This is a genomic window from Streptomyces ureilyticus, assembly GCF_011045025.1.
Classification (GTDB): Bacteria; Actinomycetota; Actinomycetes; order Streptomycetales; family Streptomycetaceae; genus Streptomyces; species Streptomyces ureilyticus.
Genome location: NZ_JAAKZX010000001.1, coordinates 60344 through 75982, shown reverse-complemented (window position 1 = coordinate 75982; position 15639 = coordinate 60344). Strand labels below are relative to the sequence as shown.

General features: G+C 72.2%; 2 protein-coding genes. Both read left to right on the top strand.

The window, feature by feature from the left end:
- The first annotated feature begins 10 nt into the window (after nt 1-10).
- Nucleotides 11-307: a hypothetical protein gene (locus tag G6048_RS00340; protein WP_165337352.1), complete on the top strand. Its 297-nt coding sequence runs from the start codon at nt 11-13 to the stop codon at nt 305-307.
- 83 nt (nt 308-390) lie between these two features.
- A complete protein-coding gene (locus tag G6048_RS00335; protein WP_165337351.1) occupies nt 391-15411 on the top strand; it encodes a DEAD/DEAH box helicase family protein in 15021 nt (5006 codons plus the stop codon).
- Nucleotides 15412-15639: the final 228 nt, after the last annotated feature.

Genomic DNA, 15639 nt, shown 5'->3' with positions numbered 1-15639 from the left:
GATGAGGGGAATGGCAGTGACGCAGCTGAGCAGGCACGGGCAGACGGCTCGGGAGTACTGGCAGACATACCGGCCGCAGGCCCTGGAGGCGCTGGGGAGCCCGGAGCAGCAGGAGGAGTTCTTCCTGGAGCTGGACCTGCGGGTGACGGAGCAGATCGGGCAGCTGACGACCGAACTGCTCCAGAAGCTCCCGATGGAGCAGCGGGCGGCGGCCCGGCGGGCGACGAGGTCGCAGGCGCAGGAGCTGGTGTACGCGGAGGAGATCTGGCTGGAGAAGGAGCCGGGGACGGAGCACCGGGAGATGTAGCTCCGCCCCGCTTCCGGCCGGACGGCCAGCAGGACCTCGCCCCGTCCGGGCAGGGGGAGCGGGCCCGCGCCAACCTGGCGGCCTTGGAGGCGCTGCGCGTCGTGGAGCGCGAGCAGCGTCCGGCGACCGAGCGGGAACAGCGGGTCCTGGCGCGCTGGTCGGGCTGGGGCGCGTTGCCCGTCATCTTCAACCCGCGGCCGGGGCGGGACGCGTTCGATACGGACGAGGCCTTCGAGCGGGCCGTGGCACGCTGGGATGCCGTCGGTGACCTGCGTGGGCAGATCCGGGCCCTGCTCACCGAGGACGAGTGGGCGGCGGCCCGCCGCAACACCATCAACGCGCACTACACCGACGCCGATCTGGTGCGCTCGATCTGGGGCGCGGTCCGCGGGCTGGGCTTCAGGGGCGGCCGCGTCCTCGAACCGGGCAGCGGCAGCGGCAACTTCATCGGCTTCGCCCCGATCCTCATGAGCGAGCCGGTGCAGATGACCGGTGTGGAGGTCGAGCCGACCACCGCGGCGATTGCCCGCCACCTGTACCCGGACGCCGAGATCATCACCAGGGGTCTCGAAGAGGTCCCGCTCGCCGACGGCGGTTTCGACGGCGTGGTCGGCAACGTCCCCTACGGCCGCTACAAGCGGTTCGACAAGGTCCACAACCCCGACCTGAAGCTCTCGATCCACACGCACTTCATCCTGAAGTCGCTGTACGCCACCCGCCCCGGCGGGATCGTCGCCCTGATCACCTCCCGCTACACCCTGGACGGGGAGGACCCTGAGCCTCGGGAGCGCATGTACCAGCTCGGCGACCTGGTCGGCGCGGTCCGCCTGCCCGCCCGGGCGCACGCGACGGCGGCCGGGACCGACGTGGTCACCGACGTGCTGTTCCTGCGGCGCCGCATGGAGGGCGAGGAGCCGGGGGATCCGACCTGGCTGACCGCCAGCAAGCGGGTGCTGCCCGGCCACGACAACGAACTCGCGGTCAACACCTACTTCGACGCCCACCCCGAATACGTGCTCGGCGAACTCCGCGCGGGCTCCCGGGAGTGGGGCCCGGAGGTTACGGTCGTCGGGCGCACCGACCAGAGCCCGGCCGAAGGCCTGGCGGCGGCCGCGGCCGCCATCGGAGTGGAAGCTGAGGCCGCCGGACTGACCGCCGCCGCCGACCAGCGCACCGAACCGGTGCAGACGATTGTCACCGGCGGCACGGAAGGCGCCCTGGGGCTGGACGCGGAGGGCAACCCCACCATCATCGACGGCGGCCGCCCGGTCCCGCTGGAGATCCACCCCGACCAGCGTGAGCAGCTGGTGCAGCTCATCCGCCTCAAGGGCCTGACCCTGGCCCTGTACGCGGCAGAGGCGGACACCCCCGAGCCCGGCGAGACTCCCGAGCTCGCCCGGCTCCGCGCCGAACTCCGGGTCGCCTGGCGGGACTACCGCAAGAGCCACCCGCCGCTGACCAAGCCGCGCCAGCACTACAAGTTCACGCCGCCCGGCGCCCGGGAGCAGGCCACGGCGCAGGGCTTCAAGAACGTCCCGGAGGCCTGGAAACAGCGCACCGCGTTCGCCTGGATCGACGACGACCCCGACGCGAGCCTGCTGTTCGGCCTGGAGGAGTGGGACGACCGGACGGGCAAGGGAACCGAGCAGAAGGTGCTCCTGACCCGCGTCCTGGAGCCGCGCCGCCTGCCGACCCGGGCCAACAGCCACGAGGACGCCATCGCCCTGGCGACGGAGTACGACGGCGGCCGCCTGGACATGACGCGCGTGGCCAGCCTGCTCGGCACGGACGAGGAGAGCGCGGCCGCACAGTGCGCGGACGCCGGGCTGGCCTACCGCGACCCGCAGCAGGAAGACGCCTGGGAGCCGAGCCACCGCTACCTGTCCGGCAACGTCCGCACCAAGCTCGCGGCCGCCAAGGCGCGGGCCGCCGACGATCCGACGTTCCTCGGCAACGTCGCCGCCCTGGAGCGGGTCCAGCCTGACGACCTGGCGCCCTCCGAGATCAAGGCCAAGATCGGTGCCCCGTGGGTTCCGGTCGACGTCTACAACGACTTCCTGGCCCACCTGGGCTTCGAGGACGCCAGCGTCGTGCACGCGGGCGGCACCGTGTGGGAGGTCCGCGGCGCCAAGAACGGCGACCTGGCGCGCACCGAGTGGGGCACCGGCTCCCGGCCCACCCAGGACTTGTTCACCGCGCTGCTGCGCCAGGCCGACTCGACCATCCAGGTCACCTACCGCGACAGCGAGGGCCGCACCTACGTCGACAAGGACGCCACCGACGCGGCGCAGGAGAAGGCCAAGCTCATCGCGGAGGCCTTCGAGGACTGGGTCTGGGACGACAAGACCCGGGCGGCCCGGCTCGCCAAGCTCTACAACGAGATGTTCAACAACCTGGTGCTGCCGGACTACTCCGGCTCTGCGCTGAGCCTTCCCGGTCTGATCAGCGACTGGACGATGAAGGAGCACCAGAACGCGGCGATCCGCCGGATCGTGCACGAGCCGACCGCGCTGCTCGCGCACGTCGTCGGCGCGGGCAAGACCGCCACGATGGCCGCCGGCGCGATGGAGCTCCGCCGCACCGGCCTGGCCAAGAAGCCGTGCCTGGTCGTCCCCAACCACATGCTCAAGCAGTGGTCACGCGAGTTCCGTCAGCTCTACCCCAACGCCAAGATCCTGACGATCAGCGCGAGCGACCTGAACAAGAAGCGCCGCGCGAAGTTCATGGGCCGGATCGCGGGCGGCGACTGGGATGCGGTGATCCTCACCCACGAGGCGTTCAACCGGGTGCCGCTGCGGCCCGAGAACATGCGCTCCTACCTCGACCGCGAGCTGGCCTCGCTGCGCAGCCAGCTGGACATCGCCGCCGAGGCGGGGATGCACAAGAACACGGTCAAGCAGATCGAGGAGTCCCTGGCCAACGCGGAGGCCAAGCTCCAACAGCAGATCGAGTCCATGGGGGACGACAACGGCGTCTTCCTGGAAGACACCGGCGTCGACTACCTGTTCCTGGACGAGGCGCACGAGTACAAGAACCTGCGCACCGTCTCGGCGATCCCCGGCGCCGCGATCCAGGGCTCGGCGAAGGCCACCAAGCTCCACATGGTGCTGTCCTGGCTGCGCGAGACGAACGACTCGGAACGCGTGGCGACCCTGGCCACCGGCACCCCGATCGCCAACTCGGTGACCGAGGCCTACGTCCTCAAGCGCTACCTCGCCCCACAGCTGCTGGACGAGATGGGGCTCGACGCCTTCGACAACTGGGCCGCGACCTTCGGCGAGGTCGTGTCCAACCTGGAGCCCGACCCCAAGGGCGACGGCTACAAGTACAAGGCCCGCTTCTCCCGGTTCTTCAACGTGCCGGAACTGATGGGCGCGTACCGCACGTTCGCCGACGTCCAGATGGCCGAAGACCTGAATCTGCCCACCCCGCCCGTGCGGGAGAACGAGGACGGGCAGCGCGGCGAGACGGTCATCATCCCGCCCACGCCGGCGCAGCGGAAGTTCATCGAGCAGCTGCCGTACCAGCCGTGGGTGCGCAAGCCGGGCGGCGTACTCAAGGCCCTCGGCGAGGGCCTGCGGGCCTCCGTCGACCTGGACCTGGTCGACGCCACCGAAGCCCTGCGCAGCCTCGGGATCGACCCGAGCCGGTTCACCAGCATCGACCCCGCGACCGGCGAAGCCGAGATCGACTACCAGAAGGTCGCCGAACTCGCCGATGCCGCCGCCACCGACATGCGTTCCGTCGGCGGCAGCAAGGAGATGGGCAGCAAGGTCCCCTACGCGGCCGAGAAGATCGTGGAGATCTGGCAGGAGACGAAGGACATCGTCTACCCCGTCTCCTCGGACGACCCGACCCCGCAGGATCTGCCCGGCGGCCTCCAGCTCGTCTTCCTGGACGAGGGCACCCCGGGCAGCACCGCCAAGCACGGCGCCGACCTGTATGCGGACCTGCGCGACGAACTGGTCGCCCGGGGGATGCCGCGCGACACCATTCGCTTCATCCACGAGGCCAGCACTGACAAGAAGAAGGAGAAGCTGTTCGCCGACTGCCGTGCCGGACGCGTCCGCGTCTTGATCGGAAGCACGCAGAAAATGGGCACCGGGACCAACATCCAGGACCGGGCCACGGCATTGCACCACCTGTCCTACCCGTGGCGCCCGGCGGACATGGCCCAGCGCGACGGCCGGATCGAGCGCCGCGGCAACCTCAACGCCCCGTGGGTCGAGAACACCCCCGACCACGTCCGCGTCCTGTACTACATCACCGAGCGGACCTTCGATGAGTTCCGGCTGACCACCCTCGCCCGCAAGGCCCGCTTCATCGGGCAGATCCAGCGCCGCGACTTCAGCATGCGCGAGATCGAGGACATCGGCGCCGACGCCATCAACATCGGCATGCTCGCCGCCCTGGCCTCCGGTGACCCGGCGATCCTGCAACTGGCCGAGGCCACCGCCGAACGCTCCCGGTTCCAGGGCCTGGCCCGCAGCTGGGACCGCGCGCAGGACAACCGCAGCCAGCAGCTGAAGGACATCGACGACTTCCTCGGCCGGGCGGACACTGCCCTGGAGGGCATGCGGGAAGCTGCCCCGAACCGCCGCTCCACCACCGGCGACGCCTTCGCCATGACCGTGGAGGACGCCACCTACCGCTCCCGTGACGCGGCCGCGAACGCCCTCGGTGCCCGGATGGTCGCCATCGCCGGGGACCAGTCGCTGCGGCCCGGCGAGCGCATCCCGGTCGGCACCTTCGGCGGGCAGGACTTCCACGCGGAGATCGCCTACGGGGCCAGCGGCCTCCGCCAGATGCGCCTGCGCTTCGCCTGGGGCCACGTCGTGCCCATGGGTCAGCGCGAGGACCGCGCCCAGTGGCAGGCCTCCTCCGTCACCCAGTCCAACGGGCGCGGCGCCATCCAGTCGCTGGAACACTTCCTCAACCACCTGGATGACGACCTCGACAAGCTCGACAAGTCGGCTGCCTCCCTTCGCGGCCGCCGCGAGGAGATCACCGCTAACCTGCGGCCGAAGGACGAGAACCCCTACCGCATCCAGGCGCGTTCCAAGGAGCGTGAGGAACGCGCCCTGGGCAAGCTCGTCGTCGCCAACAAGAAGGAGGCCGCCCTCGCCGAGCGCGCCGAACGTGCCGAGGGCGTCAACGAGGACGCCGCCGAGGAGGTCAACGAGGAACTGACCGCCCTGCGCGAGCACATCGCCAACCTGCGCAAGTCCATCGCCGACGAACACCAGATCCAGGCCAGGGCCCAGGGCCTCGTCCAGCCCGAAACCCGCTCCGCCGCCCCCGACACCGCCCCCGACGCGGAGACGGCCGCCGCAGAAGCCTTCGCTAAGGACATGGCTGATGCGTTCTTCTCTGACGGGAGCGCGGAACCCTCGTCCACTGAGCGGCCTGCCAGCGGGGCCGAGCAGCAGCAGGACGACACCCCGCCGGCCGAACCGCAGGAACAGCCGGACCCCGAACAGGCCAGCCCGGACACCGAGCCCACAAAGGAACAGCTGCTCGACCGCCCACCCTTCGACCCCAACGCCCTGCGTGACGCGCAGAACGGCGCCAGCCCGGCGCCCACCGACGCCCAGACCACGGCCCCGGCCGGGGAACCGACACCCACAGCGGAATCAGCCCCCGCGACCGAAAAGGACGGAGGGGACACCCCCACTGACGAGTCCACCCGTGAGGCCGACTCGGGCACGGCTTCCGAAGAGATGGTCCGTCGGCTGAACGAGTGGTGGGAGACGTCCAGCAACGAGGACGTACCCGCGGGCTACCAGCCCTTCAGTGACGCCTCCGTGCAGCTCCAGCCGGGCGACACGGTGCGAGCTGGCTGGCGTCAGTACGAGGGAGACAAGCACCTTCACTTCCACACCGTCACTGTTGAGCAGGGTCCCGACCCGAGGGATGGCTACTACGTCGGCCGTAACGAGTCCGGCAACACCCGCCGGTTCCACCCCCGCGCCATCGTGGCCGTCCCCGACGGTTCCCGTCTGTTGTCGACCAGCGCCCCAACGCTGGAGGAAACTCCGGTGCCCGCGCCGGCGGAAACGGAGCAGGAAGTCGCGGGTACTGAGCAGACGACGTTGCAGGGCCTCATCGAGGCCTTCGGTGGCCGCGCCTCGGTCCAGCACATCGGCGGCCCGCAGCCCGAGACGGAGCCCGCCGCCGACGAACAGGCCCCGACCGCACAACCGGAGCCGGAGCAGCACACCGGGCCCTCCCCGGCGATGGCCCGCTGCGCGGCCGTCCTGCGGTACTACGAACCGCTGTTGAAGCGCCACAAGCTGTCCGGCCGGGACGCCGTGGCCTTCATCGACCGGCCCGGCGTCGGCTACCGGTACGAACCCGGCAACCCGCTGCCCGACCTCATCGCCGAGATCGGCAAGGTCGGGGAGCGCGTCGGCGGCTCCTACCGCGTCAGTTACAGCGAGTGGGTCAACTATGAGGTCGGCGAGCGCCGTCAGCAGCAGAGCGACACCCTGACCAACCTGAGCATCGACCTCCTCGCCCTGTACAGCGGCGAGACGGAGCCGCTGTTCACGGTCGACCTGGAGGCGATCCTCGCCGCCCCGCCCGGCACCGTCATCGAGCTGGAGTCCGAGGCGGAGATCGACGCCGACGAAGCGGCAGCGGCCCGCATCGTGATCCTCCACGACGCCGAGGGCACCGAGGTCCGCAACACCCCACGCGGGGGAGACCAGCGCATCCGGGACGCGCTGAACGACCTGAACTTCAACTGGTCGCGCCGTCAGCAGAAGTGGTACCAGCAGCGGGACACCCCCTTGGAGGACCGGGACACGGCCGTACGCGGCCTGCGCGTCGCCTTCGACAAGCTGGGCGTCCCCTACACCTACAACGGCCCCGACCTCGCCCCGCAGGACACCGAAGAGACCACCGAGGCCGCACAGCAGGCGACCGAGACCCCGTCCGGGCCGGAACAGACCGGACCCGCCGCGGAGGCCTCCGCCACCGACCCCACGCCCAAGCCTGAACCGGCCGCATCCACGGCCGAGACGGACGCCTCCCCGCAGGGTCCGGCCGACGACGGAGCCGAGTCCGCCCCGGGCACGGACGGCACAAAGCCCGCGCGCACCCACCAGTCCGCCGGATGGGCCATCATGGCGGTGCTCAGCGAAGACCAGGTCAAGGGACTGGTCAGCGCCGTCACGGTGGACAGCCAGCCGATCAGCACGCAATCCCGGCGCCTGCCCGGAGACCGCGTACGGGAGTGGATCGCCGAGCAGCAGCAGGCGCCGACGAGCGCCTTCTACGCCTCCAACAGCAGCGACCTGCCGCCCGCCGTGCGCGGCGCCGGCGGCGTACGCCTGTCGACCCGCGCGGACGGACTGACCATCGAGCGGGGCGACGACGTCTCCACCACGATCCTGTGGGAGGAACTCCCGGCCTGGATCGACGCCGCGGTGGCGCACAACACCGCCAACCGCGACCCGTACAAGCCGTGGTGGCGCTACGGGAGCCTGGACCACGAGATCCATTTCCGGCGCGACGACCGCAACACCCTGGGCCTGCGCGCGGCACTGGATGCCCTGGCCGACGCGCTGCGCGAGACCACCCCGCCCACCGACGAGCAGCTCGCCGAAGCACGCGACAGGTTCGCCCCGCCAGCTGGGGCCGCCGACGCTGAGCCTGCTCCGGACGCTAACGCCTCGACGATCGTCCAGACCCCGGACGGGCCCGGCACGGTCGTCGGGTCCGACGACGGCGGCCTGGTGCTGGTCAACACCCAGTCCGGCACCCGGGTCTGGGAGAGCAGCGAGATCGAGTGGCCCGAGGATGCTGCCCGGCCGGAGAACACCGAACGGGCGGTGAAGGAACGCCAGAACGCCGCCGACCTCGCGCAGGCCGCCACCGCCGAAGGCATCGAGCTGCGCTACGGCAACGGCAACCGGCTGGTCGACCTGGACGTCGACGCCGGGCACGGCACGGTGGTCGACACCGACGGCGCGGTCATCGGCTGGGTGCGCGCCCGCATCGGCGACGACGGCCGCCGCTACTGGTGGGGCCAGGACGCCCGCGGCGGCGCCCCCGACGACATGCCTTTCCACGAGGCGCTTCCGGCCTCCTCCGGACCCGCGGCGATCCGGGCCGCCGGGACCGTGCGCACCGACATGCCCCGGGCCACGGAACCGGAGACCCGCCGCCCCACCCCTGCCGAGTACGCCGCCCGCGAGGTGCGCCTGACCACGGCTCAGGTTCGGGAGCTGCGGCGCCTGGTGCTCGATGCCACCTACTCGGACGGCAGTCCGATCGAGCCGCCGGAGTGGGTGGCCGCGCACCGCAAGTACGTCCTGAACACTGCGCAGATGCAGGCCCTGGGCGATGCGGCCCAGGCCGCCGCCGACGCCTTCCCGGGCGTGACGGCGGAGGAACGACGCACGGCCCGGGTGCTGCGCAACGCCGCCGAACGCTTCGAGTTCGAGGTGTACGACACCGCCCGGTGGCGGGCCACCATCCCGCCGATCGGCGAGGCCGACCCGTACGCCGGGCCCTACCGGCCCCGCCCCCGGGCGGAGACGACCAACGAACCGGAAGCGACGCCGGACGCGCCCGCGCCGACCGCGACGGAGACCTCCGGCGAGACCCCGGCGCAGACCTCCACCGGGAGCGAGACGGAGCCCGCGGCCCCGGCGGACACCGGCGCCCCGGAACAGACCGGTGAACCGGACCTCGCCGCGGCCGCGCACCTGGTCGACCCGGCCCCGTACTGGCGGATCGTCGGCGCGGAGACCGACGAACAGGCCACGGTCCGCTTCGGCGGCCCCGAGCGCATGCGCGCCTTCGCCGCCCGCGTGCGGGTCGTGCCCGCCCCCTCGGCCCTCACCGAGACCAGCGCCGACGTGTGGATGGACGGCCGGATGGTCGGCCGGATCGCCGACGTCAACGACGTCGCCGACTCGACCGTCCCGGATGCCGCGCCGCTGTGGAACGCGGAACCGGTCTTCGGCACCACCGACCGCCGTCTGGCGCGCTTCCGCAGCCAAGAGGCGGCCCTCGCCGAACTGGCGGTACGGGCCCTGCGGTCCGGCCCGCCCGCCCCGGATCGGCTGGACGAGGACATGACCGCCTCGTTCACCGCCTCCCTGGTGCGGCCGGAGACGGAACTCCCGCCGCTGCCCGACGACGACTTCCTGGCCGTCATGCACGCCGACCTGGTCGCCGTCCTGGACGCCTTCGCACAGGGACGCAGTCGCGGCGGGAGTATCGCCGAGGACCTGGCCGCCGCGTACGACAGCCTGCTGTGGCTGTCGGCCGCACAGACCGATGCCCAGGTGCGTGACGACCTGGAGACCCGGGCCGACACCGCCAGTACCTTCCTGAACGTCTTCGACCCCGACAACCCCCGGGCCGCGCAGAATCGCGCGAGCGCCCCGCCGGACGCTGCCGTGCCGGGTTCCGCGCGTACGACGGCCGCCGACATTGCGCCGGTCGACGCGCCACCCGAGAACGCCGGAGTGGAGGAGGAGGCGCAGCTCGACCTCTTCCCCACCGAAACACCGGAGTCCCCGGCACCTGCCCGCCGTACCGGCCGCCGGCGCACCAGCCGGAAGGAACCCGCCGTCCACCCCGGCACCGAGGACGGACCGGACCAGGGACGCCTGGGCGTCTACGGGCACGCGGAGAACGGCGACTGCGACCGCTGCGGCACACCCGACACCCACCGCTACACGATGGTGTGGAGCTGGTACACCCGCACCGAGGACGGCGGGGACATGGCCGCCGAGTGCGGGAGCTGTGTCGAGCTGACCACCGGACTGTCCTACAAGGAGTACCAGCGCCTGGCCAATGTCGCCGAGGCCCGGCGCGGCGGCCGCCGCATCGTGCCGCGCCCGTACCTGGACGGCGACGTGACCGTGCGCCGCACGGCGGAGAACGAGTGGACGTGCGTCCATCTGCCCACCGGCAAGCGCTACCGCCTCGCGGAGGAAACTCCGAGCGGGTACCGGGGGTTCGTGCTCCGCGACCTGCACGGCGTCTCCCAGGGCACCGGCATCTCCACGAGTTCCGGCTACGAACTGGCCGAACGGGCAGCTCTGGGACGCACGCCGCAGACCCACCCGAACGACAGCGACGACTGGGTGTTCTTCGGCTACAACTCCGACATCGAGGAACTGGCCCTCCACGAGGGCGAGAACATCAACACCGACGAGCACCCCAACAACCCCCGCCGCGGCGGTGCCCCGTTCGAGCACGGACCGCGCTGGGAAGTCACCGTCGGCGGGATCGACTACCAGGTGGAGCTGGTCTACCAGCCGGGCCAGCCCGGCGACGACGGCCACCGACTGGAGGTCACCGGCCCGGACGGCACGAGCACCCGCCACGTGCACTGGGACGGCGTGCTGGAGTGGGCGCGCGAGCAGACCCGCGACACCGAGCCTGAGCAGACGAGCGCGCCGACCGCCGCGCCGCTCACCGAGGCGGCACCGCCGCCCTCGGACGAGGAACAACTGGACCTCTTCCCCACGGCGACGCCGGACGCCGCCACCGCGTCGGCCGGGCAGACCGAGGCCCCGGCGCCTGACGAGCAAGAGCCGTCGGCGGACGCCGCGGCCGCCGACGCCCCTGCGCCGGACCCGGCGGCAGGGGAGGGCTCGAACGCGGACGCCGTGGCGGAACCGGCCCCCGTTACCGAACCCGGCAGCGGGCCCACCGCCGAGGAGACGGCACGGGACGACGCTCCCGCACCGGACCGCGAGGCGGACGAGGACCCAGAGCAGCCAGACCAGGAGGAAGCAGCGGCAGACGAGCCGGAACCCACCTCCGTCACGACGGACGTCCCGGCCGTCGACCCGCCCGCGGAAGACCTCCCCCCGACGGCCCCTGAGCCAGCAGCAGCGGACGGCGACCCCACCATGGGCGTCGACGACCCGCCCGCACCCCAGTACTACACGGAGGTGTCCCCGCTGCCCGCCGATGCCGGGTATCAGCTCCACCTGACCGGCCTGGACGGGCAGGGCCCCAGCGCGGGCGAGCTGCGGTACGGCGAGAGCACCATCGCCGCCGTTCACCTGTCCGCCTCCGGGCGCTGGTTCGCCCGCATGACAGTCGACGGCATGCCCGCCGACGTCACGGCCCTGACCGACGCACCCAAGGATGCGGCGGACCTAGGCGCCCTGATGTTCTCGGTGTTCACCGGGACGCCCTACGGCAAACCGCCGGTCGCGGCCGCCGCCGACGGGCCGCTGTCGCAGGCGGACGTGCTGCGTAGCGAACTGCGGGCCGCCGCACAGTGGCACCTCGACACGATCACCGTGGCGGCCGCGCGAGTGACCGCCGACTACACCCAGAACCCGCAGTTCCAGGAGCTGAGCACGCGGCTCAACGAGCTGTCCGCCGCCGTCACCGACGCTCACGGTTCCCGGCAGATGGCCGCGAACCTCACCGCGGTTCAGCAGGCGGTCAACGCCTGGGGCGGCGCCCTGCCGGTGGACCCCGCCCTCGATGAGCGCCAGCACCTCGCGTTCCCGCTCACGCACCTGCTGTACGACACCACGCGTCTTCACGGCCGCCTCCAGGCCACGATGGACGCGGTCCAGGCCGAACGCGCGGCCGCCCGAGAACAGGAGGCCGCAGACGCGCCCGCTGAGCCTGCCGTGCAGGCCGAACCGGTACGCGACGACAGCGCACAGCAGACCCCGGTGCCGACGCCCGATCCCGCCCCGGACCCGGTGCCCGCCTCGGCGGCGGAGCCGGTGCGCGGCCCCCGCGTCTCCATTTCACTGTGGGGCGACACGGAGGAACAGGTGATCGCCCGGGTCGAGACCGGCGACGTCTCGCGGACCCTCGTCCTGCCCGGGGTCAGCGTCGCCGACCTGCCGGAGCAGCCCATGCCCGTCGCCGTCGGCATTCCCATGCTGGTCCGCCCGGCCCAGCGCGCGGAGCACCTGGTCGCGGACGAGGAGACGGAAGCCTGGCTCGCCGTGCACCTGCCCGGCGGACTGCTGGCCCCGACCTGGGACACCGCCGGAGTGCGCGCGGCGCTCGTCGTCGCGGTCCGCGACACCCTGCGCGATGGCATGGCGCCCAGCGTGGACGACGTCGCCGCCTGGCTGGTGAACACCGCCGCTGAGCAAGACGACCTGCTCCGCATGGCGCACGCCGCCGCTGGCATAGCCGAGTTCCGGCCCCTGTTCGCGCAGGTCGCCGACTCCCTCGTGACGGATGGCGGTTCCGAGTACCTGCTGTGGACCTACCTCGGGGACGAGGGAACCCGGCGGGACGAGGTCCTGGCCCTGGCCGCTCCGGGAGCGTACGAGCAGCTGCTCGCCCTGCCTGCGCCTGCGGACGCCCTCGCCCCGGAGCGGGCCGCCGCTGCGCCCCCGACCGAACAGCCTGCCCCGAGCGCCGAAGCACCGGAGGACCCCGAAATGGCCACACCCGCCCGTCCCGCGACACCCGAGGACACGGAGACCGCCACCCCGGCGGCTACCGACGGAGGTGTCGCCTCCCCGGAGAGCGACGAGGCCCCCACGGAAGCCGATGCTCCCGCCATGCCGATAGAGGGCAGCATGGGCGCCGACTCCGAAGAGGGAACGACGTCCATCGAGGAACCGCCCGAGCCTCGGCGGTACTTCACGCCGGCCGCACCGCTCGCCGCCGACCCCGGCTATCAGCTCCACCTGTCTGGCCTGGACGGCCAAGCAGCCGACTCCGGCGAACTCCGCCACGGCGACGCCACTGTCGCCACCCTGCACCTGTCCGCTGCCGGGCGATGGTTCGCGCGCCTGACGGTCGACGGCCTGCCCGCCGACGTCACGACCCTCGCCGACGCACCCGAGGAGGCGGCGGACCAGGGAGCCGTACTGTTCTCCGCATTCACCGGCACGCCCTACGGCGAGCCGCCCACCGCGGTCTCCGGCGACGATCTGCTCTCGCGGGCGAACGTGCTGCGTACCGAACTGCGGGACACTGCGATCCAGCACCTCGACACGATCGTTGTCGCGGCCGCGCAGGTGACCCGGGACTACGAAGAGGACCCACGGTTCCAGGAGCTGGCCCTACGGCTCGACGACATGGCGGGGGCCGTCACCAACGCCCACGGCGCCCGGCAGATGGCCACTCAACTCGATGCTGTTCAGCAGGCGGTCAACGCTTGGGGCAGCACTCTCCCGGTGGACCCCGACTCCTACGCACGCAGCTTCCTGGCCCACCCGCTCGCCCACCTGCTGTACGACACCACGCGGCTTCACGGCCGCCTCCAGGCCACGCTGGACGCGGTCCAGGCCGAACGCGCGGCCGCCCGGGAACAGGAAGCCGCGCCCGCCGTGCCAGCCGAGCCGGTCCGCGAGGACAGCGCACAGCAGACCCCGCCCCCGGCGCCGGAACCTGCCCCGGCACCCGAACCGGTAGGCGGGCCCGTGGTCGCGCTCGGGCTGCGGGAGGGAAGCGAGGGACAGCTGATCGCCCGGGTCGACGCCGAGGGCGCCTCCCACACCCTCGTCTTGCCGGGCGTCACCGCCGCCGACCTGCCGGGGCTGTCCCTGCCGGTCGCGGTGCAGGTGCCCATGCTCACGCGCCCGGCTCAGCGGGCGGAGCATCTGGTGACTCATGAGGAGACGGAGACGTGGCTCGCCGGGCACCTGCCCCATGGCCCGATGGCCCCGGCCTGGAACACCGACGGAGTGCGCCAGGCTCTCATCAGCACGGTGCGCGACACCCTGCGGGACGGCATGGCGCCCAGCGTGGACGACTTCGCGACCTGGCTGGTGCAGACCGCCGCCGAACACAGCGACCTGATCCGGGCCGCGCACACCGCCAGCCTGGATGACTTCACGGCACAGTTCGCGCAGGCTGCCGACGCCATGGTCACCAACGGCGGTTCCGACCACCGTGTGTGGGCCTACCTCGCGCAGGAGGGAGGCCGACGGGCCGAGGTGCTGGCCCTCGCCGCACCGAGCGCGTACGAGCAGCTGCGCGCCCTGCCCGCGCCTGCGGACGCCCCCGCTCCGGAGCAGGCCGCCGCTTCGCCCCAGACCGAACCGCCTGCCCCGCGCCCTGACGCTCCGGAGGACCCCGAGATGGCCACACCCGCCCGTCCCGCGACACCCGAGAACCCGGAGGCCGCCGCCCCCGCGCAGGCTGAGACTGTGGAGCCCGCTTCGCCTGAACCGTTTGGGGATCTGCCGCTGTGGACCGGCGCGGCGGACACCTCCGGGCAGACGGAGGACCGGCCGGTCGACGTCGTCGCCGACTTCGCGTCCGTCAAGGAGGCCTGGGACGAGACCGTTCCCGCCGACAAGGGCACGGGCGAGGACCTGTTCGCCGACGTGCAGGCGGGCCTGCTCAAGCTCCAGCAGATGCTCGCCGACGCCGTACCCAAGGTCGAGCCCGCCCCGGAAGCGCCGCCGGCCGCTGAGGTGCAGTCCACTCCGGTCGCCCCGGCTGAGCCGGAGCCCGTGGCAGCCGCACCCTCCGGCGAGCAGGAGACGCAGGAAGACCGCGACCCGCAGCAGGAGGCGGGCGCGGTCAACACGGCGCTGGGAGAAGCCGACGGGCACGCCCCCGCCCTCCAGGACCTGCCGGAGTGGCAGCGCATCCAGACGGTCAGGGGCGCCTTCGGCAACCTGATGCGCGTCATCAGGGAGCGGGCAGGCGAGCACTTCGGCAGGTTCATGGGCGACGGCCGTGTCGCGGGCTTCTTCCGCAAGGTCTCGATCCGGGCGTGCGAGAAGATCGCCGGATGGGCGCAGGCCGGTGCGGACAAGCTCCGGCGGAACGACGAGAGTGACGGTACGGAGCAGGGCCGGGACCTGCCGAGCGCGGAGGCGCTGCTGCGGTTGGGAGATGCGGCCCTCGAGTACAGCGGGCCTCGGCGCGGAGGCGGCAGCACACCGCCCCCGCCCGCGAACGGGACGGCACCGAGCACGGTCGACATCCCGGAGATGCGCAAGATGGGGGAGGCCCTGGAGCGGCCCATGCCGGGTGCCACCAAACACGTCTCCACGTCAGCGGCCCGGGGACGGTCGACCACGACCAGGCGGGGAGCGAAGAATTCCGCCAACGGCACCGAACAGGCCGGACACCTCCGCCGCGACGGCGCCGAGCAGCAGCCGACCCGCAAGCCCAACCAGCGCTGACCCGGCTCCGGTCGGGCGCCCGGGCGGCCATCGTCGTCGCCCCGTGCCCGGCCGGGCACCGGTCAATGGTCAGTCTGGCCAGATAACCCGCGCGGGCTCCGGCGGTTCCCGGTGCGGCCATGCCGGGCTTGCGCCGTCGTCAGGGTGCGGGACGACGTGGGCCCGGACGGCAGCAGCATGAACAATTCACCCCCATAACTCACCTCTTAAGAGGTGAGTTATGGGGGT